Genomic DNA, 25,208 nt, shown 5'->3' with positions numbered 1-25,208 from the left:
CGGCAGCTCCTACGAGGGTCGTACAGCTCCCCTCTTGTCGCACAACAAGAATAAGGAACCGTCATGTTCGATATCAGCACGTTCCCCAAAGCCGATGCCGTCCGCCGGGCTGCTCAGTTGAGTCAGGATGACTATCGGCGCCTGTACCGCGAATCCATTGAACACCCCACAACCTTCTGGGCCGAACAGGCCACGCGTTTCCTCGACTGGAGCACGCCGTGGCAGACCGTTCAGCGCTACGACCTGAAAACCGGTGAAGCTGCCTGGTTTGCCGGGGGCAGACTGAACGTCAGCTACAACTGCATCGACCGCCACCTGGAAAAGCGCGGCGAGCAGACCGCCCTGCTCTGGGAAGGCGACGACCCGGCCGAATCGGCACAAATCACCTACAAAAAGCTCCACCACCATGTCTGCCGCCTGGCCAACGTGCTGAAAAGCCGTGGCGTGAAGAAAGGCGACCGGGTGTGCATCTACATGCCAATGATCCCCGAAGCCGCTTACGCCATGCTCGCTTGTGCACGAATCGGCGCGATCCATTCGGTGGTGTTTGGAGGTTTCTCCCCGGATTCCCTGCGTGACCGCATTCTCGATGCCGATTGCCGCACGGTGATCACGGCGGATGAAGGCGTGCGCGGCGGCAAGTTCGTGCCACTGAAACAGAACGTCGACAAAGCCCTGCAGAGTTGCCCGGACGTCAGCACTGTCGTGGTGGTCGAGCGCAGCCAAGGCAACGTCGATTGGGTCGAAGGCCGCGACCTCTGGTATCACCAGGCGGTACGCGAGGTCAGCGACGATTGCCCGCCAGAACCGATGGACGCCGAGGACCCGCTGTTCATCCTCTACACCTCGGGCAGCACCGGCAAACCCAAAGGCGTGCTGCACACCACCGGCGGCTACCTGCTGCAAGCGGCGATGACCTTCAAATACGTGCTCGACTACCGTGACGGCGAAGTGTTCTGGTGCACCGCTGACGTCGGTTGGGTCACCGGCCACAGCTACATCGTCTACGGCCCGCTGGCCAACGGCGCGACCACGTTGATGTTCGAAGGTGTGCCGAGCTACCCGAACAGCTCACGATTCTGGCAGGTCATCGATAAACACAAGGTCAACATTTTCTATACCGCACCGACCGCCCTGCGCGCGTTGATGCGCGAAGGTGCCGAACCGCTGAAGGAAACCTCGCGCGCCAGCCTCAGATTACTCGGCAGCGTCGGTGAGCCGATCAACCCGGAAGCGTGGGAATGGTATTTCAACGTCGTAGGTGAACAGCGCTGCCCTATCGTCGACACTTGGTGGCAGACCGAGACCGGCGGCATCATGCTCAGCCCGCTGGTCAGCGCCCAGCGGATCAAACCGGGCTGCGCCACCCAGCCGATGTTCGGCGTGCAACCGGTGCTGCTCGATGAACAGGGCAAGGAGATCAAGGGCGCCGGCAGCGGCGTGCTGGCGATCAAATCGAGCTGGCCGGCACAGATCCGCAGCGTCTACGGCGACCCGCAGCGGATGGTCGACACCTATTTCAAACCCTACCCCGGCTACTACTTCACCGGCGACGGCGCTCGCCGCGATGAGGATGGCGATTACTGGATCACCGGGCGCATCGATGACGTGATCAACGTCTCCGGTCACCGCATCGGCACCGCTGAAGTGGAAAGCGCGCTGGTGCTGCACGACAGCATCGCCGAGGCTGCCGTGGTCGGTTACCCGCATGACGTCAAAGGTCAGGGCATCTACGCCTTCGTCACCCCGATGAACGGCACCGAGCCGAATGATGAATTGAAGAAAGAACTGCTCGCCCACGTCAGCAAGGAAATCGGCAGCTTCGCCAAACCGGACCTGATCCAGTGGGCACCGGCCTTGCCGAAAACCCGCTCAGGCAAGATCATGCGGCGCATTCTGCGCAAGATCGCCTGCAACGAACTCGACAGCCTCGGTGACACTTCGACCCTGGCCGACCCGAGCGTGGTTCAAGGCCTGATCGACAAGCGCCTCAATCAGTAACACCCCGGGCGCGGTCAACCGGCCGCGCCCGCCCTTTCGCACTGAGTGGTCATGGAATTCATCCGCAGTCGTATTGAAAACCAACTCATGAGCCTGACCGGGCTGTCACTCGGCCAACTCGACCTGGAAAACCCCAAGGGCGATCCTGGCCTGTTCGGTCCGGATTCGATCAGTTGGCAGGTACATGGAGATTTCAGCAGCATGTTGATCGGCGGCATCAGCGCGCTGTTGCTGCAAGCTTTGCATCCACTGGCATTGGCCGGGGTTTGGGATCATTCGAATTTCCGTGAAGACATGCTCGGACGCTTGCGGCGCACCAGTCAGTTTGTTTCCGGCACCACCTTCGGTTCGCGGCGGGATGCCGACTGGCTGATCGAGAAAGTGCGCACCATTCATCTGCAAGTGGTCGGCAATGCACCGGATGGCCGGCCTTATGCAGCGAGCGATCCGGATTTGCTGACCTGGGTGCACGTGGCCAAGGTCAGTAACTTTCTTGCAGCACATTTACGCTATCGCAATCCGCAGTTGTCAGGCGTGGATCAGGATCGCTATTACGCGGAAATTGCCGTGGTGGCTGAACGTTTGGGCGCGCGGGATGTGCCGAAATCGCGGCAAGCCGTGGCCGAGTATCTGCAACGCGTGCGCCCGCAGTTGCTCTGCGATGACCGCAGCCGCGAAGTCTTGCGCCTGTTGCTCGACGCGCCGGCGCCCAGTGTTCTGGCGCGGCCGTTTGGCGATTTGATGATGAAGGCCGGTATCGATCTGCTGCCGGACTGGGCCAGCGACATGCTTGATGTCCGGCAGAGTTCGCTGCAACGGCAACTGATTCGCGCCAGCGTCAGACGCAGTGCGCCGATGCTGCGCTGGGCGATGCGCAATGGTTCGGTGCAGCGGGCCAAACGCCGGATGGGTTTGCTGACTTAAAAGCTTCGCGAGCAGGCTCGCTCCCACATTTGGAATGCATTCCCATGTGGGAGCGAGCCTGCTCGCGAAGGCAGCACCTCGGTTACCCGCCAAGCTGCTAAACTCCCGCGCCCCCATTCTCTCCAGCAAGGCGCCCGCATGTCTTCCTTGAATCAGGCGCTGCGCGCCGCCCTCGAACAACGCCAGGATCTGCTGGCCGAGCTGCACCGCCAGGGCACCGATTGTTATCGGCTGTTCCACGGCAGCCAGGAAGGTGCTGGCGGTCTGACCATCGACCGCTACGGCCCGCAACTGCTGGTGCAAAGCTTTCACCAGACGCTGGAGCGTGATGACCTGCTGCAACTGCACGCCATGGTCAATCAGACCCTCGGCCTGGAAACCTTGCTGGTCTACAACGACCGTTCTCGCGGCAACTCGCGCATCGACCGCGAAGACGCAGTCTACAAAGCCGAAGACGCTGCACTGGCCGATCTGGTCGGTCACGAATGGGGCCTGAACTACCGCGTACGCGGGCGCCATGCCGGACAAGACCCACTGCTGTTCCTCGACCTGCGCAACACGCGCGGCTGGGTCAAGGATAACGCCAAGGGCAAATCCGTGCTCAACCTGTTTGCCTACACCTGCGGCGTCGGCCTCAGTGCGGCGGCCGGTGGTGCGCGTGAAGTGTGCAATCTGGATTTCGCCGAAGGCAATCTGGCGGTCGGTCGCGAAAACGGTCTGCTCAACCCGCAGTTGCCAGAGATGCAGTTCATCCAGTCGGACTACTTTCCGGCCATTCGCCAACTCGCCGGCCTGCCGATCAGTCAGCGCCGTGGACAGAAACTGCCGAGCTACCAGCGTCTGGAACAGCGCCAATACGACCTGGTGCTGCTCGATCCGCCAGCGTGGGCCAAGAGCGCATTCGGCACCGTCGACCTGCTGCGCGACTATCAGAGCCTGCTCAAGCCGGCCCTGCTGAGCACCGCCGACAACGGCGTGCTGATCTGCTGCAACAACCTGGCGAAAGTCAGCATGGACGACTGGCGCGAGCAGGTGCTGCGCTGTGCCGAAAAGGCCGGACGGCCAGTGCGCGAGTGGAGCGTGATGACTCCCGGCGCGGACTTCCCGTCCATGGATCAGCAACCGCCGCTGAAAACCCTGATCCTGCAGCTGTGACACTTGCGTACGGCTAACAACTATCCCCCTGTGGGAGCGAGCTTGCTCGCGAAAGCGTCATGTCATTCGGCATATTTATCAACTGAACGACCGCTTTCGCGAGCAAGCTCGCTCCCACAGTGTTTGTGATTACAGAGAAATCTGAACAATCCTGCCCCATGCGAGGTACTTCGGAACCAGAATCGCGTGCCATACTCCAAGGCACTCCGATTCAGACAGATGAAGCCGCACATGCCCAAAGGATTGATTCGCGCGATTGGCGCCTTGTTGACTGCTCTGGCCCTCTACAGCCTGCTGGGGTTTCTGATTTTGCCAGGCATCGCCCTGCGTGTGGCCAATCAACAACTGGCCAATTACGCGACGGTGCCGGCACATATCCAGCGTATCGAGCTCAACCCGTTCAGCCTTGAAGTCACCCTGTGGGGGCTGGTCATTGGCGAGCCGGGCAAGGAGCAGATCGGTTTCGATCGCCTGTACGCCGACCTGCAAATCGACAGCCTGTGGACCAAAGCCCTGCATCTGGCCAACATTGAGCTGGACAAGCCGAAGACTGAAATCCTTTTCGCCAAAGACGGCAAACTCAACCTGCTCGGCCTGTTCAATGTGCCGGCCAGTGAGCCAACACCCGCCGACCCGAACGCCAAGCCCTTCCCGCTGCGCATCGACAACATCAAACTGGCTGGCGGCGTCGTGCACTTTGAGGACGTGCGCCCGAGCGAACCCATCGAGTTTCTTTACGATGACCTCAGCTTCGAACTGAAAAACCTCAGCACGTTGCCCGAAGACAGCGCCGACATGACCCTGGTCGCCATCGGCCCCGCCGGCGGGCGAATCGACTGGAGCGGCAACTTCAGCCTGATCCCGTTCACCTCCGAAGGCACCCTCAAAATCACTGACGGCAAGATGAAAGCCTTCTGGCCTTACGTGCGTGATTCGGTGCCATTGGTGCTCGAAGACGGTGTGATCAGCCTCAGCACCGACTACAAACTCAATCTGTCGAAAGAAACCGAACTGCTGCTGAACAACGTCGCCGTCAGCATCGCGCCCTTCGCGATCAAGGCACCGGACGGACGCCCACTGGCGAAACTTGAACGCCTGGACGTTAGCGAGACCTCGGTGGACCTGGCCAAGCAGCAAGTGGTGGTCGGCAAGATCCGCAGCAACAAACTGGAAACCTGGGCCGCCCTCGAAGCCGATGGCCAACTGGACTGGCAGAAACTGTTCGCCAGCCAACCGTCGAAACCGGCCGCCAAAGCCGCTGCTGAACCTGCGAGTACGCCGGCGGCTGCCGACTCGCCGAAAGCTGAACCGACTGCGCCGAGCAAGCCTTGGCAAGTGCTACTCAAAGACGTGCAATTGCGCAACTACACCGTGCATCTCGCCGACCGTTCGGCAACACCTGCGGTGGCACTGGATATCACGCCGCTGAACGTCGATCTGCAAGACTTCGACAGCCTCAACGGTTCGCCCTTCAAGCTCAAGCTCGACAGCGGCGTGGGCAAGCAAGGCAAGATCACCGCCGACGGCACGGTCAATCTGGCCCCGGTCAACGCCCAGCTCAACGTGAAAACCTCGGACATCGACCTGCGCGTCGCGCAGTCCTACATCAATCCGTTCATTCGCCTGGAACTGCGTAGCGGCATGCTCGGCAGTGATCTGAAGGTCAATCTCAAGAGCACCGAACCACTGGCGCTCAGCGTCACCGGCCGCGCGCAGATCGATCAACTGCACACCCTCGACACCCTGAAAACCCGCGACTTCCTCAAGTGGCAGCAAGTGGTGGTCGAAGGCCTGAACTACCAGCACGGCGACAGCCTGTCGATCGACAGAATCAACCTGTTCCAGCCCTACGCGCGGTTCATGATCAACGATGACCGTACCACCAACATCGATGATTTGCTGATACCGCAGCCTGCCGAAAGCGGCGCAAAAACCGCAGCGGCGAAACCGGCCAGCAAAGACAAACCGCTGGGCATTCACATCGGCGGCATCGCGATCAATGACGGTTCGGCCAACTTCGCCGACTTCAGCCTGACGCCGAACTTCGCCACCGCCGTGCAGCAACTCAACGGCCAGATCGGCACCATTGACAGCCGTCAGGCGAAACCGGCCAGCGTCGACATCAAAGGCAAGGTCGACCGTTATGCACCGGTGACCATCAAGGGCGCGGTCAATCCCTTCGACCCGATGGCCAGCCTCGACATCGCCACCAGTTTCAAACGCGTCGAGCTGACAACGTTGACGCCCTACTCCGGCAAATTTGCCGGTTACCGCATCCGCAAGGGCCGGCTCAACCTCGACCTGCATTACCTGATCACCAAGGGCCAGCTCAAAGCCGAAAACAAAGTGGTGGTCGAGCAATTGCAGCTCGGCGAAAAAGTCGACAGCCCGGATGCCGTGAGCCTGCCGCTGAAACTGGCGATTGCCCTGCTCAAGGACGTCGACGGCAAGATCTCCATCGAGTTGCCGGTGACCGGCGACTTGAACAACCCGCAATTCAGCGTGATGCCGATTGTCTGGCAGACCTTGCGCAACCTGATCGTCAAAGCCGCCGCCGCGCCATTCAAGATGATTGGTGGCCTGATCAGTGGTGGCAGTTCGCAAGACCTTGGCACCGTGTCGTTTGCTCCGGGTTCCAGCGAGTTGAGCAAGGATGCCGAAGCGGCGCTGATCAAACTGTCTCAGGCGCTGAAGGAGCGTCCGGCACTGCGTCTGGAAATCGAAGGCACTGCGGCCAAAAGCAGTGACGGTCCGTTACTCGCCGAGCAACGTCTGGAACGTGAATACCAGTACAACTACTACAAGATGCTCCAGCGTCGCGGCGATAAGGTCCCGGCCCAGGCTTCATTGCTGCAAGTGCCAGACAGCGAAAAAGGTCCACTGCTCGAAGGCATTTACCGCACCCGTCTGAAAACCCAGCCACCGGCCGAATGGAAGGATCTGGGCAAGGAAGAACGTACGGCGAAGATGCGCGAAGGCGTGATCAAGTTCTGGAGTGGCAGCGACGTGCTGTTGCGTCAGTTGGGTCAGGACCGCGCCAGCAGCATCAAGGACTATCTGGTCGATAAAGGCCAACTGGCAGACGACCGTGTGTACTTCATCGACGCCAATCTCGGTGAAGCCGAGAGCGATGGCCGCGTGGTCACGCAAATGCATCTGGATGCCGAATGATGAAACTGCAGTGGCTGGCCTTGATTGCAATGACCTTCGTGGCCAGCCACACCTTGGCATCCGATACGCTGCGCTGCGGCAGTCAACTGATCAGCCTTGGCGACCGCTCCAGCGAAGTCCTGCAAAAGTGTGGCGAACCGGTCAGCCGTGATGTGCTCGGCTACAAGCGCAGCGCCAATCGTCGCGAAGAGTTTCAGGTCGAGGAATGGACCTACGGCCCGAGCAACGGCATGTACCAATACCTGCGCTTCGAAGGCAATCGCCTGCGCCAGATCAACAGCAAACGCGGCAACTGACCCGCACCGATCCCCCCTGTAGGGGTGAGCCTGCTCGCGATAGCGGTGTGTCAGTCAGCAATTTCATTAGCTGGCAGACCGCTATCGCGAGCAGGCTCACTCCTACATTTGTTTTGTGTTGCCCCTGAAATAGAACAGGCCCCGACACAAGTGGCGGGGCCTGTAATGGTCACATCCGTGTGACCGTTCGCATGAACTCTAAAGTTGCGGCAGACGTATTGCTCGGCCCGTCTGTCGCGTCTTCTCCCGGTCCAGGCGAGAAGTCATGCCTTACTCGGCTTTCAGGCCGTCAGCGGAGACCGCTTTGACGCCTTTGATTTTCTTGGTGATGTTCACTGCTGTGGTTTTCTGAGCTTCGGTGATAGCTACAGTCGACGACAGGGATACAACACCTTTGTTGGTTTCTACCTTGATGTCAGTGCCCGGGATGCCTTTTTCGGTGACCAGGTCGCTTTTGACTTTGGTGGTGATCCAGGTATCGGAAGTAGTTTCTTTAGCCTTGGTCATTTCACCGGCAGCCAGAGTCATTGGAGCCTGGGTAGCCTGAGTGGATTGTGCAAACGCACCGGAAGCCATGGTCAGGGTCAGCGCGGTAGCAGCAGCGGCAGTGATAGCGAACTTCTTCATACGAGTAACTCCTGTTTTTCTGGAAAGTCTGCTGGTTGTCTTGTCAGCAGGGTTACCAAGGTAGTTGCGAACGCTGTGCCAACTTTTCCATTCGAATAAAGTTTATATAAATCAATAAGTTATCAATTATAGATATTTCCGGAATCATGCAATTTGCATGACTTGCGCAATATTCACATGCAAGTTGCGGTTTTTCGGAAAGTTCCTAAGACGCTGAAATTATTGAAGCTTTTGTGATGTGTTGTGCAATGAAAAATGCCCCGCATTGCGGGGCATTCTGTTCAGCACACATTCAACTTATGTACCGCTGGCGGTGCAGCCTTTTGGCGAATAATCCGGTGCCACCGTGGTGGCACAGCTCCAGACACCAGCGCCGGTGCCCGAAGAGCGAGTCAGCGTAATGGTTTTACCCAGCACCGGTGCCGGAGCATTGGCGATCGTACACACGATCGATCCCGCGCCGTCAGCGGCGGTACCTGTAGCCGACAATGCACAGTTGGATGTAGTGGCCACCGCATCCCCCTTCACGATTGCCAGGGTAGGATTTGTACCTTGGTTGATGGTGTCTTCAAACGGCACCTTCAGCGCACTGATTTCCGCCAGCCCCGCCGTCACCTTCGACCGCGCCTGATACTTGGAATACTGCGGCAAGGCGATGGTCGCCAGAATCCCGATGATCGCCACCACGATCAGCAGCTCGATCAGAGTAAAACCTTGTTGTTTTTTCATAGACACGCTCCATGCATGAGTCGAAATCTCATGATCTGAAAGGGATGCAGCATAGGCCATGCCAATGCCTTCGAAGCCCCGCACATTGGGCGCAAAGCGCGCACACCGCCATTTCCTACAACCTGCAACCGCACTATCTGACACTTTTTGTCACCTGCACCCGCCGTGTTTGGCGCTGTCACTTGACTAGGCTATAAGTCATGAACGGCAAGCGTGCGGAATCCCCATGAATGACATCGCTCTGAGCGGTCTGGCCAAGCAATTGGTGCAGGCCGAGTTGCTGACAGAAAAAAGTGCCCAGCAAGCCTGGCAACAGGCTCAGCGTAATCGCTTGTCACTGGTCAGCTATCTGGTTCAGAACAAACTGGTCAAGAGCTGGCAGGTCGCCGAGATCGCCTCCGAGCATTTCGGCATGGCGTTCCTTGATCTCAATTGCCTGGACAAAGAAACTCAGCCCAAAGGGCTGGTCAGCGAAAAACTGGTGCGCCAGCATCACGCCCTGCCCTTGTGGCGGCGCGGCAACAAGCTGTTCGTGGGGATTTCCGACCCGAGCAACCATCAAGCGATCAACGACATCCAGTTCAGCACTGGGCTAAGCACCGAAGCCATTCTGGTCGAGGACGACAAGCTCACCGACGCCATCGAGAAATTCTTCGACACCCACGCCAGTGGCCTGGAAGACATGGCCGATGTCGATCTTGACGGCCTGGATGTCGAATCCATCGATGACAGCAAGCAAGACACGATTGGCGGACTCGACGCCGACGATGCGCCGGTGGTGCGTTTTGTTCACAAGATGTTGCTCGACGCGATCAAAAGCGGTTCTTCCGATTTGCACTTCGAGCCCTACGAGAAGAACTACCGGGTGCGAGTGCGCACCGACGGCATCCTGCGCGAGGTGGCCAAACCGCCGATTCAACTGGCCGGGCGGATCGCTGCACGTTTGAAGGTCATGGCCAGTCTCGATATTTCGGAGCGGCGCAAGCCGCAGGACGGGCGGATCAAGATGCGCCTGTCGAAGAGCAAGTCGATCGATTTCCGGGTCAACACCTTGCCAACCCTGTGGGGCGAAAAAGTGGTGATCCGGATCCTCGATCCGTCCAGCGCACAGATCGGCATCGACGCGCTCGGCTACGAGCCGGTGCAGAAAGACTTGTACATGGCCGCGCTCAAGCAGCCTCAAGGCATGATTCTGGTCACTGGCCCCACCGGCTCGGGGAAAACCGTGTCGCTGTACACCGGCCTGAATATCCTCAACACCGTCGACATCAACATTTCCACCGCCGAAGACCCGGTGGAGATCAACATGGAAGGCATCAACCAGGTCAACGTCAATCCCAAACAGGGTCTCGACTTTGCCCAGGCGCTGCGCTCGTTTCTACGGCAGGACCCGGACGTGATCATGGTCGGCGAGATCCGCGATCTGGAAACCGCCGAGATCGCGATCAAAGCCGCGCAGACTGGTCACCTGGTGCTCTCGACCCTGCACACTAACAGCGCCGCGGAAACCCTGACGCGCCTGCACAACATGGGCATCCCCGGCTTCAACATCGCCACCTCGGTCAGCCTGATCATCGCTCAGCGCCTGGCGCGAAAGCTGTGCAGCCACTGCAAGAAGCCCATCGAGATCCCACGCGAAACCCTGATCAAGGAAGGTTTCCCCGAGGAACGCATCGGCCATTTCACGATCTACGAGCCGGTCGGTTGCGATCACTGCAACGGCGGTTACAAGGGACGCGTGGGGATTTATGAAGTGGTGAAAAACACACCGGAGTTGCAACGCTTGATCATGGCCGAAGGCAACTCGCTGGAAATCGACATTCAAATGCGCCGCGACGGCTTCGACGACTTGCGCACCTCAGGGCTGCACAAAGCCATGCAAGGCATCACCAGCCTTGAAGAAATCAACCGGGTCACCAAGGACTGAACATGGCGGTCAAGGCAGCAAAAATCAGTATCTACGCCTGGGAAGGTACGGACAGGAAAGGCAGCAAAGTCACCGGTGAGCTGAGCGGACAAAACCCGGCGCTGATCAAGGCACAACTGCGTAAACAGGGGATCAATCCCGGCAAGGTGCGCAAAAAATCCGCGTCGTTGTTGAGTTTTGGCAAACGCATCAAGGCCCAGGACATCGCTCTGTTCACCCGGCAAATGGCGACCATGATGAAGGCAGGTGTGCCGCTGCTGCAGTCGTTCGACATCATTGGCGAAGGCTTTGAAAACCCGGCCATGCGCAAGCTGGTCGACGAGGTCAAACAGGAGGTCGCGGCCGGTAACAGCTTTGCCACAGCCCTGCGCAAGAAGCCGCAGTATTTCGACGAGTTGTATTGCAACCTGGTCGATGCCGGCGAGCAGTCCGGCGCGCTCGACACCTTGCTCGAACGGGTCGCGACTTATAAGGAAAAAAGCGAACGGCTCAAGGCCAAGATCAAGAAAGCCATGACTTACCCCACCGCCGTGGTGCTGGTCGCAGCGGTTGTGACCGGAATTCTGCTGGTTAAAGTGGTGCCGCAGTTTCAGTCGGTTTTTTCCGGTTTCGGCGCTGAGCTGCCGGCCTTCACGCTGATGGTGATCAGCCTTTCGGAATTCATGCAGCAATGGTGGTGGGCGATTCTTGGCGCGCTGGTCGCGGCGATTTTCGGCACTCGTCACGCACTGAAAACCTCCCAGGCGCTACGTGATCGCAAAGACACCTGGCTGTTGAAACTACCCTTGGTCGGCACGCTGATGTACAAGTCAGCGGTCGCCCGTTTTGCCCGAACCCTGTCGACCACGTTTGCTGCCGGTGTGCCATTGGTGGAAGCGCTCGACTCGGTGGCCGGCGCCACAGGCAACGTTGTGTTCAAGCGCGCGGTGCTGCGCATTCGCCAGGACGTCTCCACCGGCATGCAGCTGAATTTTTCGATGCGCAGCACCGGGGTCTTCCCCAACATGGCCGTGCAGATGACGGCGATTGGCGAAGAGTCCGGCGCGCTGGACGAAATGCTCGACAAGGTCGCGGGGTTTTACGAGGAGGAAGTGGATAACATGGTCGACAATCTCACCAGCCTTATGGAGCCATTCATCATGGTCGTGCTGGGGGTAATCGTCGGCGGGCTGGTGGTGGCCATGTATCTGCCGATTTTCCAACTCGGCTCAGCGATCTGACATGCCTATCGACGAACTGTTTGCCCTGTATCCGCTGGCCTTTGTCTTCACTGCCCTGTTGCTGGGTCTGGTGGTCGGCAGCTTTCTCAACGTGCTGATCTGGCGTCTGCCGAAAATGCTCGAGCGCGATTGGCGCCAGCAGGCCCACGACGTACTCGGTTTGCCCGGCGAAGCGCCGCAACCGACCTACAACCTGATGCTGCCGCACTCCGAATGCCCGCATTGCGCCCACCGGATCCGCCCGTGGGAAAATATTCCGCTGCTCAGCTATCTGTGCCTGCGCGGGCGTTGTTCAGCATGTACCGCGCCGATCAGCAAACGTTATCCGCTGACCGAGCTGGCCTGCGGCTTGCTCTCGGCCTTCATCGCCTGGCATCTCGGGTTTGGCTGGCCGGCGTGCCTGCTGATCGTCCTCACCTGGGGTCTGCTGGCGATGAGTCTGATCGACACCGAACATCAACTGCTGCCCGATGTGCTGGTGCTGCCGTTGTTGTGGCTGGGGTTGATCGTCAACAGTTTCGGCTTGTTCGTGTCGTTGCACGATGCGCTGTGGGGCGCGGTGGCCGGTTACCTGGCGCTGTGGTCAGTGTTCTGGCTGTTCAAACTGCTCACCGGCAAGGACGGCATCGGCCACGGTGATTTCAAACTATTGGCGCTGCTTGGCGCGTGGGGTGGCTGGCAGATTCTGCCGCTGACCATTCTGTTGTCATCTCTGGTCGGCGCCATTATCGGGGTGGTTTTGCTGCGCTTGCGCGAGCAGAAAACCTCGACACCGATCCCCTTCGGCCCCTATCTGGCCATTGCCGGCTGGATTGCCTTGCTCTGGGGTGGTCAAATAACCGACTTCTATTGGCAGTTTGTCGGTTTGAAATGAATACCCCTGTGGAAAAACCCTGGATTCTCGGCCTCACCGGCGGCATCGGCAGCGGCAAAAGCGCGGCAGCTCAGCACTTCATTGATCTGGGTGTCCACGTGGTGGATGCCGATCACGCGGCGCGCTGGGTGGTTGAACCGGGGCGCCCGGCGCTGGCGAAGATTGCCGAACACTTCGGCCCCGACGTGCTGCAGGCCGATGGCACGCTGGACCGCGCCGCCCTGCGCAAACTGATCTTCGAAGTACCGGAGCAACGCCGTTGGCTCGAAGCTCTGTTGCATCCGTTGATCGCCGAGGAAATCGCTCATCATCTGGCGCTGGCAAAATCGCCTTACGCGATTCTGGTTTCGCCACTGTTGATCGAATCCGGGCAATACGCGATGACCCAGCGCATCCTGGTGATCGACGCCCCGCAACAATTGCAGATCGAACGCACCTTGCAGCGTGACCAGACCAGCGAGCAGCAGGTTCAGGCGATCCTCAAGGCTCAGTCGAGCCGCGAAGACCGTGTGAGCCGCGCCGACGACGTGGTGGTCAACGACCGCGACCTCGCTTGGCTGCACAGTGAAGTCGAGCGCCTGCATCACTTTTACCTGACTTTATCCGGAGGCCAAGCATGAGCCAGATCCCAACCGTAGAATGCCCAACCTGCGGCGCCCCCGTGGAATTTACCCCCGAGAACAAATTCCGTCCGTTCTGCTCCGATCGCTGCAAACTGATCGACCTCGGCGCCTGGGCGTCGGAAGAACACAAGATTCCGGTCGCACCGGATGCCGAGGACGAACTGTTTTCCGGCGATTTCGATCCGCGCCACTGATCCCGATCAGGGCCGCATAAAGCCGTAGTCCTGTTCGTCGTCGAGATTTTCCGCGAGAAAACGCAACTCGTCGGCCAGGTCTTCGGCGTTGCGCACAGCCTTGCTCTGCTGCACCACTGCACTGAGCAAGGCGCGCAAACTCAAGCCCGGGTCGAAGCCCACTTCCTGCGCCATGTCCAGACTCTGCCGGGTTTCCTGCCTTGCCCACTCGTACACACTCATGCCGCTGCTCCTGGAGGGATTTGTGCGAGCATGAAATTTCCCGCGCATGGCGGATTTGATATGGATCAAGACTTGGGATCGTCGTCCTTCCACGGCGCCGCAAGGTAGCGCGTGCGGTTGAAGGTCTCCAGCCATTCCGGGCTGAATACCACCAGCGCACTGATGATCATGCCGTTGATGAACGCCTCGGGAAACAGCAGCAGCCACAGATAACCGATGAAGTCTTCCAGCCACTCCGGCATGGCGAAGAGACCGTCGTACCACAGCAGCGTCAGGCTCAGGATCAGACATAACAGCGCGGACAACGCCGCAGCGAAGAATCCGGAGCAGAAGATATAAACAAACGGATTACGTGGCTGCGCGCGCTCGACGAGGATCGCCACACATTCAGTGATCAACACCGGTAACAGGATCAGCAGCGAGCCATTGACCCCGACCGCCAGCAGATCCTGACGACCCAGTAGCACCAGGCCGATCTGTGCGGCCAGGCCTCCGACAATTGCCAGCGGCCAATCCAGCAGCAATGTCACGGCGGTCATGCCGATAAAGTGATAGGACACGCCGGTGTCGAAATCCCTGCGCACCAGCCACAACAGAAACAACGCGAATACCGTACCGAACAACAGATGCTGACGCCGGCTGTCACTGAACAACTCGACCCACGGCGCGCGCGCAATCGCCCAGAGCAGCACCGGCAGATAAATCAGCCAGCCGAGCGTCAGGCTCGCCGAGGACAACAGTTCGGCACCGATCATGATTCCCTCACTTTATCTGTGGGTTGATGTCCTTCGCCGCAGTCTACACCGCCACCCGATGAGCATCAGCCAAGCAAAGCTTTCTGCTTGTCGCATTTGAACGCTAAGCTTGGGCCTATGGATGACTCAGATTATTTACGCCTGCTGACCATCGCGGCCGAGCAAGCCAACGCCTTTCTGTCCAATGCCCGCAAATGGGAGCGTGAGCGTTGGGTTTGCCAACGCCTGCTGCAAGGCCTGAACATTCCCTACCGTGCCGACGAATTCGCGCCGGCCGGCGAGCCGCCGGACGTGCTGTTTCGTGATGCCAATTTCGAGGTGTTCTTCGTGCTCGACGAGGGACGCCGGCTCAACGACGAATGGCGCGATGAGTTGCAGCGACGTCGCAGCGCCTTTTCTCTCAGCCAGTTGGTGCGCCGCGAAGCCAAGCCCAAGCGGATTCCGGCTAACGAATTTCTGCTGCGACTGGCGCCGACGTTGCGCAAAAAAGCGCACAACTACAAGGAACGCGGCATGGATCTGGGCGAACTGGACATCATCGCCTTCGCCAGTCTTAAACGTGAGGTACTGGATCTGAACAGCCATTTCCCCCCGCCCACCGAATATCTCCGTCAGGGCTGGCGCTCGCTGTCCCTGGTCGGCCCGACCTTCGCCCGCGTACTGTTCGCCCACCCGGATGCACCGGACTTCCTGCGCAGCAACCTCGGTCGCAGCATTGTCTTTGACGTGGGAATCAGCCTGTGACACCACTTCAGCAATTGATCGCCGATGTACCGCAGACCGGATGTGTGCGCTGGATTGGCGTGCGCCCCGAATCCCGTGGGCCGATGATCGAACTCGATGCAGTGGAGGCGCGACTGGAAGCAGGACTGACCGGCGACCACGCCCGCCCCGGTGTGCGTAACGCGCGGCAGGTGACCCTGATCCAGTGGGAACATCTGGCGGTGATCAGCGCTTTGATGGGACGCACACACGATCAGCCGGTCAAGCCTGAAGATCTGCGGCGCAATCTCGTTATCAGCGGTATCAATTTGTTTAGCCTGAAGGGTCGGCGCTTTCGCATCGGTCAGGCAATATTCGAAACCACGGGCTGGTGTCAGCCTTGTGCACGTTTGCAGAACAACCTCGGCCCCGGCACGTTTCAAGCGGTGCGCGGGCATGGCGGAATTACCGCACGGGTGTTACAAAGCGGGATCATTCGCCTCGAAGACCGGGTGAGCGTCGAGCCGGTTCCGGACAGCGGCTATGCTGCGTTCAACCCCGGATAAAAACCGCTGTAGCTTCTGTCCATTCAGCAACGTCTACCTGACGAGGCAAATATGACCAGCCGCCTGAACCCCGAAGACCAGAAACATGTCGAAGAGTACCTGCAACTGTCCCAACACCGAGTCGAGCGCCGGCCATTCCGGCCGTGGATGCTCCTCGTGCTGGTGCTGGCAGTGACCATTGGTCTGGGCCTGTTGAGCCGATTTATCAGTTACCTGACGCTATGAGCTGCCTGGCGCTCGCTTGGGTAACCGCACCGATTTCCTTTAAAAACCTTGCGAGTTATCCCCATGTCCCATCGTATTGTTATTGTCGGCGGCGGCGCCGGCGGTCTGGAGTTGGCTACCCGTCTGGGTAAGACCCTGGGCAAGCGCGGCACGGCCAGTGTGATGCTGGTCGACGCCAATCTGACGCACATCTGGAAGCCCTTGCTGCACGAAGTGGCCGCCGGATCGCTGAACTCTTCCGAAGACGAACTCAACTATGTTGCCCAGGCGAAATGGAACCACTTCGAGTTCCAGCTGGGGCGCATGAGCGGGCTCGATCGCGCGCAGAAGAAAATCCAGCTGGCCGCCACCTACGACGAAAACGGCGTAGAGCTCGTCCCGGCGCGTGAAGTGCAGTACGACTCGCTGGTGATCAGTGTCGGCAGCACTACCAACGATTTCGGTACTCAGGGCGCGGCGCAACACTGCCTGTTCCTCGACACGCGCAAACAGGCCGAGCGCTTCCACCAGCAACTGCTCAACCACTATCTGCGTGCGCACGCCGGGCAAACCGATGTGGTCGAGCAGATCAGCGTGGCGATCGTCGGTGCCGGTGCGACGGGCGTTGAGCTGGCGGCCGAACTGCACAACGCTGCCCATGAACTGGCGGCCTACGGTCTGGACCGGATCAAACCGGAAAACATGCACATCACTCTGATCGAAGCCGGTCCACGGGTGTTGCCTGCCCTGCCGGAGCGCATCAGCGGGCCGGTGCACAAAACCCTGGAAAAACTCGGGGTCAATGTGATGACCAACGCTTCGGTCAGCGAAGTGACTGCCGACAGCCTGATCACCGCCGACGGCAATGAGATCAAGGCCAGCCTGAAAGTCTGGGCAGCGGGCATTCGCGCACCGGGTTTCCTCAAGGACATCGACGGCCTGGAAACCAACCGCATCAATCAACTGCAAGTGTTACCGACTCTGCAAACCACCCGCGACGAGAACATCTTCGCCTTCGGCGACTGCGCCGCGTGCCCGCAACCGGGCACCGATCGCAACGTGCCGCCACGGGCGCAAGCCGCGCACCAGCAGGCTTCGTTGCTGGCCAAGTCGCTGAAGCTGCGCATCGAAGGCAAGACTCTGCCGGAGTACAAGTACACCGACTACGGCTCGCTGATCTCGCTGTCGCGTTTCTCGGCTGTGGGTAACTTGATGGGTAACCTCACTGGCAGTGTGATGCTCGAAGGCTGGCTGGCGCGGATGTTTTACGTGTCGCTGTATCGCATGCACCAAATGGCGCTGTACGGGCCGTTCCGCACGGCGATGTTGATGCTGGGTAGCAAGATTGGCCGTGGCACCGAGCCGCGTCTGAAACTGCACTAAAAGACCTTGTAGGCCTTCGCCTGCTCGCGATAGCGGTGTGTCAAACGACAACGATGTTGTCTGATACACCGCTATCGCGAGCAGGCGAAGGCCTACATTTGATTTGTGATTCTGTCTCGTAATGTATCTGCGTCCGTAATATCTAACCTTCGCTTACAAACTCCCCCGCTGCGCGACACAGTCGCGATACACCGCCACCGCTTAATGGCCACACCCGAGCACACCTGCTCAGGCTTTCGTCCTTAACGTGTGGTTGCGTTGTGCAGCCAGGAGAATGTAAATGTCCCGTACTTCGACCCTCGGTAAAAAATCCATTGGCCTGATCGGCGCCGCACTGGCAGGTGGCCTGATGCTGTCTGGTTCGGTGTTTGCCGCTCAACCACTGGCGCAGGGCTACATGGTTGCGTCGGCGGAAACCTCGGTGAAAGCGCCGGAAGGCAAATGCGGTGAAGGCAAATGTGGCGATGCTTCGATGGCCAAGACGGACAGCGACGGTGACGGCAAGGTCTCCCGCGCCGAATTCCTCAAAGTCGCGCCGAAGTCCGATTTCGACAAGATCGACACCAACCATGACGGCTTCATCGACGAGCAAGAGGCCTACAACAACGTGAAGGCCAACTTTGAAGCCAACGGCAAGAAGATGCCAAAAGGCCTGTTCGAACACCTGAAAGATCAAGACGGCGCCTGATCAGCGGAAAAAACCAAGCCGCGCTTCTCCTGAGAGAAACGCGGCTTTTTCATGTCTGCCGTTTTACAACTGGAAGCGCCGCACCATGCCCTGCAAGGCGTTGGCCAGTTGCGACAACTCGTGGCTGGAGGCACTGGTCTGGTTGGCACCGGCGGCCGAACGTACCGACAAATCACGGATGTTCACCAGATTGCGATCCACTTCCCGGGCGACTTGTGCCTGCTCTTCGGCGGCACTGGCGATCACCAGATTGCGCTCATGGATCTGATGGACCGAGGCGGTAATGGTTTGCAGCGCTTCACCGGCGCGCTCTGCCAACGCCAAGGTGGTCGTCGCCCGCGCGGTACTGGCCTGCATCGAATCCAGCGCCAGGCTCGAACCACTGCGCATGCCCTGGACCATCTGCTCGATCTCCTGAGTCGATTGCTGCGTGCGATAGGCCAGCGCCCGTACTTCATCGGCGACAACGGCAAACCCTCGCCCGCTCTCACCGGCCCGCGCTGCTTCGATCGCCGCGTTGAGCGCCAGCAGATTGGTCTGCTCGGCAATCGCCCGAATCACATCCAGCACTTTGCCAATGTCCTGCGACTGGTTGGCCAGTGATTGCACCAGCTCACCGGTCTGTTGCACGTCGCTCGCCAGTGCGTTGATGGCAGTGGCGGTCTCACTGACGCGCACCTGGCCCAGATGCGCCGATTCGCTGGATTGACGGGTCGCGTCAGACGTCGACACCGCATTGCGTGCGACCTCTTCCACCGCTGCCGTCATCTGGTTGACGGCGGTCGCGGCCTGTTCGATTTCGTTGTTCTGTTGTTGCAGCCCCTGTGTGCTGTCGAGCGTCACCGCATTGAGTTCATCGGCGGCCGTCGCCAGTTGCGTGGCCGAACCGCTGATGCCTTGCAGCGTCTCGCGCAGGTTTTGCTGCATGGTCGCCAACGCTTTGAGCAAGCGACTGACTTCATCGTTGCCATGGGTTTCGATCGGCCGGGTCAGATCACCCTGCGCGACACTTTCTGCTGCACTCACGGCGCTGCTCAGCGGACGAACGATGCTGCGGGTGAGCATCATCGCCAGTGCCACCGTGGCCAGCGCGGCCAAGACAATGAACAAGCTGACGATCGTGCGTGAATTATCGTAGTGCGCAGAGGACTTCTGGCTTTCGGCCGCGACCTGTTTGGCGAACAGATCCGCCAGGTCGTTGAGTTGCTTGCCGGAGCCATCGACCACGGTTTTCATGTCGACCAGCAACAACCTGGTCAACTCATCACGCTTGCCTTGCTCGGCGAGGGCGAAAGATTGAGCGATACCGCTGCGATACGCGGCGAAGGTCTTTTTGAACTGGTCGTATAGCTGCTGGCCTTCCGGGGTGTCGACCAGTTTGTCGTAGGCGGCGATTTTCTCGCTCAGCTCCTTGTCGCGGGTGTCCATCTGGCTGCGGTAAGTCGCAATGTTGGCCGGATCCTGATCCAGCGCCATGCGCAGCGAAATGGTGCGGATGCGCAACATGATCTCGCGAATCTCGTCGCCGCCACGAATGCTCGGCAGCCACTGATTTTCTACTGCGACCTCACTGTCGCGAATACTCGACATCTGCCCCAGCGCAAAAACGCCGAGCAAGGCCACCAACACCGCGATCAGGGCGAACCCCAGGGCCGCCCGGGGAGCAATATTCAACTGACGAAGCAACATGACGCACGCCCTTATTCTTGTATTGGCCAGATTCAAGGGGCGAAGCCATGGCAGTCCCCTCGTGTTAGCGGGCTATCGGCAGGTTGTATGATGACTTGAAGGGGAAATGAGTTTTTGTCGGACAAAAAAAATCCCCGTATCTTTCGATACGAGGATTTTTAATATGGTCGGGGTAAGGGGATTCGAACTCCTGACATCCTGCTCCCAAAGCAGGCGCGCTACCGGACTGCGCTATACCCCGGTAAAAAAAAGGCGACCTTTCAAAGATCGCCTTCTTCGATCAGCGCTTTTGGCCTCTGATCTTAAGATTCGATCCCAGTGTTAACTGGTTTCAAAAATGGTGGGTCGTGTGGGATTCGAACCTACGACCAATTGGTTAAAAGCCAACTGCTCTACCAACTGAGCTAACGACCCAAAAATGGTCGGGGTAAGGGGATTCGAACTCCTGACATCCTGCTCCCAAAGCAGGCGCGCTACCGGACTGCGCTATACCCCGGCTTGAAATTGGCTCCGTGACCAGGACTCGAACCTGGGACCCAATGATTAACAGTCATTTGCTCTACCGACTGAGCTATCACGGAACTACATATTTCAATTTACAACGGTGAAACTTACTGCATCTAGCCACTCGTTCGCATCGCTGCGTTCGTGTGTCTGAGGCGCGCTATTCTACAACCTAGAACACCTCTGTCAACCCCCTAAATTGCTTTCAAGTTAATGATTTGCAACTTATTTCAGATTTCAACTCAGTGAGCTGAGACCGTCTTGGCGACTGACTGCGGGGCGCACTTTACAAGCCTTTTCCTTTGAGTTCAACAGCCTAACGAAAAAAAAGGCCCCACAATGTGGGGCCTGCCAATTTTCATTGGCGCTTGGACTCAGTTGAAAACGATTTCGTCGTTCTCGACAGCGCCAGTTGCCGTGTCGCCAGGCATGAAATGACCCGAGAGGATCAATTGCGCCAGCGGGTTTTCGATCCAGCGCTGGATCGCCCGTTTCAAAGGACGTGCGCCATAGACCGGGTCGTAACCAACGGCGATCAACTTGTCCATCGCCTCCGGGCTGAGTTCCAGCTTCAGCTCGCGCTCGGCCAGACGGCTGCGCAGACGGCCCAACTGAATCTCGGTAATACCCGCGATCTGATCCCGCGCCAAAGGCTCGAAGATCACCACCTCGTCGACCCGGTTGATGAACTCCGGACGGAAGTGCGACGTCAGCGCATCCATTACTGCAGCACGCTGTGCCTCACGATCACCGACCAGCTCCTGAATCTGCACAGAGCCGAGGTTCGAAGTCATCACGATCACGGTATTGCGGAAGTCCACCGTGCGGCCATGGCTGTCGGTCAGGCGACCATCCTCGAGCACTTGCAGCAAGATGTTGAACACATCCGGGTGCGCCTTCTCGACTTCGTCCAGCAGGATCACCGAATAAGGCTTACGACGTACCGCCTCGGTCAGGTAACCGCCCTCTTCGTAACCGACGTATCCCGGTGGCGCACCGATCAGACGCGCCACGGAATGTTTCTCCATGAACTCGGACATGTCGATCCGCACCATCGCCTCTTCCGTATCAAAGAGGAATTCGGCCAGCGCCTTGCACAGCTCGGTTTTACCGACACCGGTCGGGCCGAGGAACATGAACGAGCCGCTTGGACGATTCGGATCGGACAACCCGGCACGCGAACGCCGTACTGCGTTAGCGACGGCGACCACCGCTTCTTCCTGGCCGATCACACGTTTGTGCAACAGGCTTTCCATCTTCATCAGTTTGTCGCGCTCGCCTTCGAGCATTTTCGACACCGGGATACCGGTCCACTTCGACACGACTTCGGCGATCTCCTCTTCAGTCACCTTGCTGCGCAGTAACTGGTTTTCGCTCTTGCCGTGCTGATCGACCATTTGCAGGCTGCGTTCCAGATCCGGGATCACCCCGTACTGCAATTCGGCCATGCGATTGAGGTCGCCTTTACGGCGCGCGGCCTCCAGTTCCTGACGCGACTGCTCGATCTTCTGCTGAATCTGTGCAGAACCCTGCACCTCGGCTTTTTCCGAGTTCCAGATTTCTTCCAGATCGGAATACTCGCGTTCGAGACGGACGATTTCTTCCTGGAGTTTCTCCAGACGTTTCATCGCCGCTTCGTCGCTTTCTTTCTTCAGCGCCTGGGATTCCACCTTCAACTGAATCAGGCGACGTTCAAGACGATCCAGCACTTCCGGCTTGGAGTCGATTTCCATGCGGATGCGGCTGGCGGCCTCGTCGATCAGGTCGATGGCCTTGTCCGGCAACTGCCGGTCAGTGATGTAGCGATGGCTGAGCTTGGCAGCAGCAATGATCGCACCGTCGGTGATTGCCACCTTGTGGTGAACCTCGTAACGCTCTTTAAGGCCACGCAGGATGGCAATGGTGTCTTCTTCGCTCGGCTCATCCACCAGGACTTTCTGGAAGCGTCGCTCGAGGGCCGCGTCCTTCTCTATATATTGGCGGTACTCGTTGAGCGTGGTCGCGCCAACGCAGTGCAACTCACCGCGAGCCAACGCAGGCTTGAGCATGTTGCCGGCATCCATCGAGCCTTCGCCTTTACCGGCGCCGACCATGGTGTGCAGCTCGTCGATGAACAGAATGATCTGCCCTTCCTGTTTCGACAGCTCGTTGAGCAGCGATTTCAGGCGTTCTTCGAACTCACCGCGATACTTGGCACCGGCAATCAGCGCGCCCATGTCCAGCGAGAGCAGACGCTTGCCTTTGAGGCCGTCCGGCACTTCACCGTTGATGATGCGTTGGGCCAGGCCTTCGGCAATGGCGGTTTTACCCACACCAGGCTCACCGATCAGCACCGGGTTGTTCTTGGTGCGGCGTTGCAGAACCTGAATGGTACGACGAATCTCGTCGTCACGACCGATCACCGGATCGAGCTTGCCGTCTTCGGCACGCTTGGTCAGGTCGACGGTGTATTTATCCAGCGCCTGCCGCGACTCTTCGTGGTTGGCGTCGTTTACCGCTTCGCCGCCACGCAGATTGTTGATCGCGTTTTCCAGGGCTTTCTTGCTCACGCCTTGGCCGAGCAGCAATTTGCCGAGCTTGCTGTTCTCGTCCATCGCCGCGAGCAGCACCAGTTCGCTGGAGATGAACTGGTCGCCCTTCTGCTGGGCCAGACGGTCAGCCTGATTGAGCAGGCGCGCCAGATCCTGCGACATGTTGACGTCGCCGGTCGGGTTCTGGATTTTCGGTAATTGGTCGAGCTCTTTGGTCAGCTCTTTGCGCAAGCTGTTGACGTCGAAGCCCACCTGCATCAGCAGAGGTTTGATCGAACCACCCTGCTGTTCAAGCATGGCTTGCATCAAGTGCGCCGGCTCAATCGCCGGATGATCGTGGCCGACTGCCAACGACTGGGCGTCGGACAAGGCCAACTGTAATTTGCTGGTTAAACGGTCTATTCGCATAAGTCACCTTCCTTTTGAGCAGGCCGGACCTAAAAACCATCCTGAATAAAGAAACCTGCCAGATACCACTGTAGATGCGGTCGATTCTGGGAGATTCAAGCGTCAGAGGGTTGATTCAGGTCAGGCAAGTCTAGCGGGTGAGCCAGATAAGGGAGGCAAAGCGACCGGTGCGTGGGGCACGGCGATAGGAGAAGAAGCGCGGATCGGTCACGGTGCAGAAACCGCCACCATAAACAGCAGTGACACCGCGTTCAGCCAGACGCAGGCGCGCCAGCAGATAGATGTCAGCCATGAACTTGCCGGCATTGTCGCTCGGTACGAACGCTTCTGCTGCTTCAGGCAGTTGATTGATGAAGACTTCCCGTACTTCCGGGCCGACTTCAAAGGCTTTGGGGCCAATGGCCGGACCGAGCCAGACCAAAACGTCTTCAGACGGAACATCGAGGCTGGCGAGCGTCGCTTCAAGCACACCTGCTGCCAGACCACGCCAACCGGCATGGGCCGCCGCCACACGGGTGCCGGCACGATCGCAGAACAATGCTGGCAAGCAGTCGGCTGTCATCGCCGCGCAGGCAATGCCCGGCGTTGCCGTCCAACTGGCATCGGCAGTCGCGACAATGCCCGGATCAGCATGAGCGACGGCGATCCCGTGCACTTGCTGCAACCAGGCAGGCTGTATAGAGAAGTGATCGGTCAGGCGCCGTCGGTTCTCGGCAACAGCCTCAGGACGGTCATCAACATGATCGCCCAGATTGAGGCTGTCGAACGGCGCCTCGCTGACGCCACCCTCGCGGGTGGTGACGCAGGCTTTGACGCTGGCCGGCGCAGGCCAGTCCGGCGTCAGCCAGTTCATCCGACGAATGCCTCGCGATCCTGCTTGAGCAGGGTCAGCAGCCAGACGAAATCTTCCGGCAACGGCGATTCCCAGCTCATGCGTTCACCGGTCGTCGGATGATCCAGCTCAAGGAAGCGCGCGTGCAGGGCCTGACGCGGGAAATGCTTGAGCGATTCCACCATCGTCGGGTTCGCCGCTGGCGGAATACGGAAACGACCGCCGTATGCCGGGTCGCCGACCAACGGGAAGTTGATGTGCGACATGTGCACGCGAATCTGGTGAGTACGACCGGTTTCCAGCTTCACCCGTACGTGGGTGTGGGAACGGAAGCGCTCCAGCACGCGGTAGTGGCTGACGGCGGGCTTGCCGCCTTCCATTACCGCCATGCGCTGGCGCTGCTGGCCGTGACGACCGATCGGGGCGTTGATCTTGCCACCGGCGGTCACGACACCAATCACGATGCACTCATAGATGCGGCTGACGCTGCGGCTCTGCAACTGAGTAACAAGCTTGGTCTGCGCCTGAATGGTCTTGGCCACCACCATCAGACCGGTGGTGTCCTTGTCCAGACGATGCACGATACCGGCGCGCGGGACATTGATGATGTCCGGCACGTGGTGCAGCAAGGCGTTGAGCAGGGTGCCATCGGCATGACCGGCAGCCGGGTGCACCACCAGGCCCGCAGGCTTGTTGATCACCAGGATGTCGTCGTCTTCATAGACGATGTCGAGCTCGATGTCCTGGGCGATCCACTCGCCCTGGGCTTCCTGCTCGGCAGTCAGCTCAAGGATGGCACCGCCGTGCACGATGTCGCGCGGGCGGATGACCGCCCCGTCCACAGTCAGGCGACCTTCTTTGATCCAGGCGGAAAGGCGCGAGCGAGAGTGCTCAGCGAAGAGTTGGGCAGCGACTTGATCGAGGCGTTGGCCGCCCAATTCGGACGGCACCTCTGCGCGAAGTTCAATTTTATCGGACATGCT

At 59.1% G+C, this 25,208-nt stretch carries 23 protein-coding genes and 4 tRNA genes; 15 read left to right on the top strand and 12 right to left on the bottom strand.

Annotated features, from left to right (window positions below; genetic code table 11):
- Positions 1–63 precede the first annotated feature (63 nt).
- The 5 genes from acs to GTU76_RS07940 all read left to right on the top strand — a co-directional run bounded on the left by acs (position 64) and on the right by GTU76_RS07940 (position 7,547).
- Positions 64–2,001 carry an acetate--CoA ligase gene (gene acs / locus GTU76_RS07960; protein ID WP_175553189.1) on the top strand — a complete coding sequence of 646 codons (1,938 nt, stop codon included), beginning with the start codon at positions 64–66 and terminating at the stop codon, positions 1,999–2,001.
- 51 nt (positions 2,002–2,052) lie between these two features.
- Positions 2,053–2,925 carry an oxygenase MpaB family protein gene (locus tag GTU76_RS07955; protein ID WP_180698382.1) on the top strand — a complete coding sequence of 291 codons (873 nt, stop codon included), beginning with the start codon at positions 2,053–2,055 and terminating at the stop codon, positions 2,923–2,925.
- 138 nt (positions 2,926–3,063) lie between these two features.
- Positions 3,064–4,080 (top strand): class I SAM-dependent rRNA methyltransferase, encoded by a 1,017-nt coding sequence (locus GTU76_RS07950; protein ID WP_180698381.1) that lies wholly within the window; start codon positions 3,064–3,066, stop codon positions 4,078–4,080.
- 219 nt (positions 4,081–4,299) lie between these two features.
- Positions 4,300–7,251, top strand: a complete 2,952-nt coding sequence (locus tag GTU76_RS07945; protein WP_180698380.1) for a DUF748 domain-containing protein — start codon at positions 4,300–4,302, stop codon at positions 7,249–7,251.
- The gene (locus tag GTU76_RS07940) at positions 7,251–7,547 is read left to right on the top strand and encodes a DUF2845 domain-containing protein (RefSeq protein ID WP_180698379.1); all 297 of its coding nucleotides are present in this window, start codon (positions 7,251–7,253) and stop codon (positions 7,545–7,547) included. Before GTU76_RS07945 ends, GTU76_RS07940 begins: the two co-directional genes overlap by 1 nt.
- Positions 7,548–7,817: 270 nt before the next feature.
- On the opposite strand, the gene GTU76_RS07935 is transcribed toward GTU76_RS07940, so the two are convergent.
- Positions 7,818–8,174 (bottom strand): BON domain-containing protein, encoded by a 357-nt coding sequence (locus GTU76_RS07935; protein WP_016986244.1) that lies wholly within the window; start codon positions 8,172–8,174, stop codon positions 7,818–7,820.
- A gap of 297 nt (positions 8,175–8,471) precedes the next feature.
- Entirely contained in the window at positions 8,472–8,903 is a 432-nt protein-coding gene (locus GTU76_RS07930; protein WP_175553185.1) for a pilin, read from the bottom strand.
- A 226-nt stretch (positions 8,904–9,129) separates the two neighbouring features.
- Here GTU76_RS07930 and pilB point away from each other — a divergent pair, with 226 nt between their 5' ends.
- From pilB to yacG, 5 genes are read left to right on the top strand one after another with little or no spacing between them, the layout of a single operon-like run.
- Positions 9,130–10,830, top strand: coding sequence for a type IV-A pilus assembly ATPase PilB (pilB, locus tag GTU76_RS07925; RefSeq protein WP_175553184.1), 1,701 nt, complete (start codon positions 9,130–9,132; stop codon positions 10,828–10,830).
- Positions 10,831–10,832: 2 nt separating this feature from the next.
- Entirely contained in the window at positions 10,833–12,050 is a 1,218-nt protein-coding gene (locus GTU76_RS07920; RefSeq protein ID WP_016986242.1) for a type II secretion system F family protein, read from the top strand.
- Between the two features lies 1 nt (position 12,051).
- Complete coding sequence (locus GTU76_RS07915; protein ID WP_180698378.1) at positions 12,052–12,924, top strand: prepilin peptidase; 873 nt, start codon at positions 12,052–12,054, stop codon at positions 12,922–12,924.
- On the top strand, positions 12,921–13,544 hold the full coding sequence (gene coaE / locus GTU76_RS07910) for a dephospho-CoA kinase (RefSeq protein WP_134177320.1): 624 nt from the start codon (positions 12,921–12,923) through the stop codon (positions 13,542–13,544). Before GTU76_RS07915 ends, coaE begins: the two co-directional genes overlap by 4 nt.
- Positions 13,541–13,741 carry a DNA gyrase inhibitor YacG gene (gene yacG, locus GTU76_RS07905; protein WP_007959585.1) on the top strand — a complete coding sequence of 67 codons (201 nt, stop codon included), beginning with the start codon at positions 13,541–13,543 and terminating at the stop codon, positions 13,739–13,741. Before coaE ends, yacG begins: the two co-directional genes overlap by 4 nt.
- Positions 13,742–13,747: 6 nt before the next feature.
- Here the strand turns inward: yacG and GTU76_RS07900 are convergent, their stop codons facing one another.
- Positions 13,748–13,963, bottom strand: coding sequence for a hypothetical protein (locus tag GTU76_RS07900; protein WP_008078491.1), 216 nt, complete (start codon positions 13,961–13,963; stop codon positions 13,748–13,750).
- Between the two features lie 65 nt (positions 13,964–14,028).
- On the bottom strand, positions 14,029–14,718 hold the full coding sequence (locus GTU76_RS07895; RefSeq protein ID WP_180698377.1) for an energy-coupling factor ABC transporter permease: 690 nt from the start codon (positions 14,716–14,718) through the stop codon (positions 14,029–14,031).
- A 117-nt stretch (positions 14,719–14,835) separates the two neighbouring features.
- Here GTU76_RS07895 and GTU76_RS07890 point away from each other — a divergent pair, with 117 nt between their 5' ends.
- The 5 genes from GTU76_RS07890 (at position 14,836) to GTU76_RS07870 (ending at position 18,261) form a co-directional block, all read left to right on the top strand.
- Positions 14,836–15,462, top strand: coding sequence for a DUF1780 domain-containing protein (locus GTU76_RS07890; protein WP_007909887.1), 627 nt, complete (start codon positions 14,836–14,838; stop codon positions 15,460–15,462).
- On the top strand, positions 15,459–15,986 hold the full coding sequence (locus tag GTU76_RS07885; protein WP_180698376.1) for an MOSC domain-containing protein: 528 nt from the start codon (positions 15,459–15,461) through the stop codon (positions 15,984–15,986). Before GTU76_RS07890 ends, GTU76_RS07885 begins: the two co-directional genes overlap by 4 nt.
- Positions 15,987–16,037: 51 nt before the next feature.
- Positions 16,038–16,211: a DUF3094 domain-containing protein gene (locus GTU76_RS07880; protein ID WP_007909875.1), complete on the top strand. Its 174-nt coding sequence runs from the start codon at positions 16,038–16,040 to the stop codon at positions 16,209–16,211.
- Between the two features lie 63 nt (positions 16,212–16,274).
- Positions 16,275–17,573, top strand: coding sequence for an NAD(P)/FAD-dependent oxidoreductase (locus GTU76_RS07875; RefSeq protein ID WP_016986237.1), 1,299 nt, complete (start codon positions 16,275–16,277; stop codon positions 17,571–17,573).
- Positions 17,574–17,853: 280 nt separating this feature from the next.
- Positions 17,854–18,261 carry an HvfA family oxazolone/thioamide-modified RiPP metallophore gene (locus GTU76_RS07870; RefSeq protein WP_016986236.1) on the top strand — a complete coding sequence of 136 codons (408 nt, stop codon included), beginning with the start codon at positions 17,854–17,856 and terminating at the stop codon, positions 18,259–18,261.
- Between the two features lie 63 nt (positions 18,262–18,324).
- On the opposite strand, the gene GTU76_RS07865 is transcribed toward GTU76_RS07870, so the two are convergent.
- The 8 genes from GTU76_RS07865 to rluD all read right to left on the bottom strand — a co-directional run bounded on the left by GTU76_RS07865 (position 18,325) and on the right by rluD (position 25,205).
- The gene (locus GTU76_RS07865) at positions 18,325–19,950 is read right to left on the bottom strand and encodes a methyl-accepting chemotaxis protein (RefSeq protein ID WP_180698375.1); all 1,626 of its coding nucleotides are present in this window, start codon (positions 19,948–19,950) and stop codon (positions 18,325–18,327) included.
- Positions 19,951–20,114: 164 nt separating this feature from the next.
- Positions 20,115–20,191: transfer RNA gene (locus GTU76_RS07860), tRNA-Pro, on the bottom strand.
- A 97-nt stretch (positions 20,192–20,288) separates the two neighbouring features.
- Positions 20,289–20,364, bottom strand: a tRNA-Lys gene (locus GTU76_RS07855).
- 5 nt (positions 20,365–20,369) lie between these two features.
- A tRNA-Pro gene (locus tag GTU76_RS07850) sits at positions 20,370–20,446 on the bottom strand.
- A gap of 9 nt (positions 20,447–20,455) precedes the next feature.
- Positions 20,456–20,531 (bottom strand) — tRNA-Asn (locus GTU76_RS07845).
- A 297-nt stretch (positions 20,532–20,828) separates the two neighbouring features.
- Positions 20,829–23,393 (bottom strand): ATP-dependent chaperone ClpB, encoded by a 2,565-nt coding sequence (clpB, locus tag GTU76_RS07840; protein ID WP_016986222.1) that lies wholly within the window; start codon positions 23,391–23,393, stop codon positions 20,829–20,831.
- 130 nt (positions 23,394–23,523) lie between these two features.
- The gene (gene pgeF / locus GTU76_RS07835; protein WP_180698374.1) at positions 23,524–24,246 is read right to left on the bottom strand and encodes a peptidoglycan editing factor PgeF; all 723 of its coding nucleotides are present in this window, start codon (positions 24,244–24,246) and stop codon (positions 23,524–23,526) included.
- Positions 24,243–25,205: a 23S rRNA pseudouridine(1911/1915/1917) synthase RluD gene (gene rluD, locus GTU76_RS07830; RefSeq protein ID WP_016986220.1), complete on the bottom strand. Its 963-nt coding sequence runs from the start codon at positions 25,203–25,205 to the stop codon at positions 24,243–24,245. The genes pgeF and rluD overlap by 4 nt, the downstream gene beginning before the upstream one ends.
- Positions 25,206–25,208 lie beyond the last annotated feature (3 nt).

The organism is Pseudomonas crudilactis (genome assembly GCF_013433315.1).
Lineage (GTDB): Bacteria > Pseudomonadota > Gammaproteobacteria > Pseudomonadales > Pseudomonadaceae > Aquipseudomonas > Aquipseudomonas crudilactis.
This window is presented reverse-complemented; position numbering and strand designations above follow the sequence as displayed.

Coding starts and splice junctions, on each gene's coding strand:
- GTU76_RS07915 (WP_180698378.1), top strand. CDS start 12,052: ATGCCTATCGACGAACTGTTTGCCCTGTATCCGCTGGCCTTTGTCTTC.
- GTU76_RS07955 (WP_180698382.1), top strand. CDS start 2,053: ATGGAATTCATCCGCAGTCGTATTGAAAACCAACTCATGAGCCTGACC.
- GTU76_RS07950 (WP_180698381.1), top strand. CDS start 3,064: ATGTCTTCCTTGAATCAGGCGCTGCGCGCCGCCCTCGAACAACGCCAG.
- GTU76_RS07880 (WP_007909875.1), top strand. CDS start 16,038: ATGACCAGCCGCCTGAACCCCGAAGACCAGAAACATGTCGAAGAGTAC.
- acs (WP_175553189.1), top strand. CDS start 64: ATGTTCGATATCAGCACGTTCCCCAAAGCCGATGCCGTCCGCCGGGCT.
- pilB (WP_175553184.1), top strand. CDS start 9,130: ATGAATGACATCGCTCTGAGCGGTCTGGCCAAGCAATTGGTGCAGGCC.
- GTU76_RS07945 (WP_180698380.1), top strand. CDS start 4,300: ATGAAGCCGCACATGCCCAAAGGATTGATTCGCGCGATTGGCGCCTTG.
- GTU76_RS07930 (WP_175553185.1), bottom strand. CDS start 8,903: ATGAAAAAACAACAAGGTTTTACTCTGATCGAGCTGCTGATCGTGGTG.
- GTU76_RS07935 (WP_016986244.1), bottom strand. CDS start 8,174: ATGAAGAAGTTCGCTATCACTGCCGCTGCTGCTACCGCGCTGACCCTG.
- coaE (WP_134177320.1), top strand. CDS start 12,921: ATGAATACCCCTGTGGAAAAACCCTGGATTCTCGGCCTCACCGGCGGC.
- yacG (WP_007959585.1), top strand. CDS start 13,541: ATGAGCCAGATCCCAACCGTAGAATGCCCAACCTGCGGCGCCCCCGTG.
- GTU76_RS07890 (WP_007909887.1), top strand. CDS start 14,836: ATGGATGACTCAGATTATTTACGCCTGCTGACCATCGCGGCCGAGCAA.
- GTU76_RS07920 (WP_016986242.1), top strand. CDS start 10,833: ATGGCGGTCAAGGCAGCAAAAATCAGTATCTACGCCTGGGAAGGTACG.
- GTU76_RS07865 (WP_180698375.1), bottom strand. CDS start 19,950: ATGTTGCTTCGTCAGTTGAATATTGCTCCCCGGGCGGCCCTGGGGTTC.
- GTU76_RS07870 (WP_016986236.1), top strand. CDS start 17,854: ATGTCCCGTACTTCGACCCTCGGTAAAAAATCCATTGGCCTGATCGGC.
- rluD (WP_016986220.1), bottom strand. CDS start 25,205: ATGTCCGATAAAATTGAACTTCGCGCAGAGGTGCCGTCCGAATTGGGC.
- GTU76_RS07875 (WP_016986237.1), top strand. CDS start 16,275: ATGTCCCATCGTATTGTTATTGTCGGCGGCGGCGCCGGCGGTCTGGAG.
- GTU76_RS07895 (WP_180698377.1), bottom strand. CDS start 14,718: ATGATCGGTGCCGAACTGTTGTCCTCGGCGAGCCTGACGCTCGGCTGG.
- pgeF (WP_180698374.1), bottom strand. CDS start 24,246: ATGAACTGGCTGACGCCGGACTGGCCTGCGCCGGCCAGCGTCAAAGCC.
- GTU76_RS07900 (WP_008078491.1), bottom strand. CDS start 13,963: ATGAGTGTGTACGAGTGGGCAAGGCAGGAAACCCGGCAGAGTCTGGAC.
- clpB (WP_016986222.1), bottom strand. CDS start 23,393: ATGCGAATAGACCGTTTAACCAGCAAATTACAGTTGGCCTTGTCCGAC.
- GTU76_RS07940 (WP_180698379.1), top strand. CDS start 7,251: ATGAAACTGCAGTGGCTGGCCTTGATTGCAATGACCTTCGTGGCCAGC.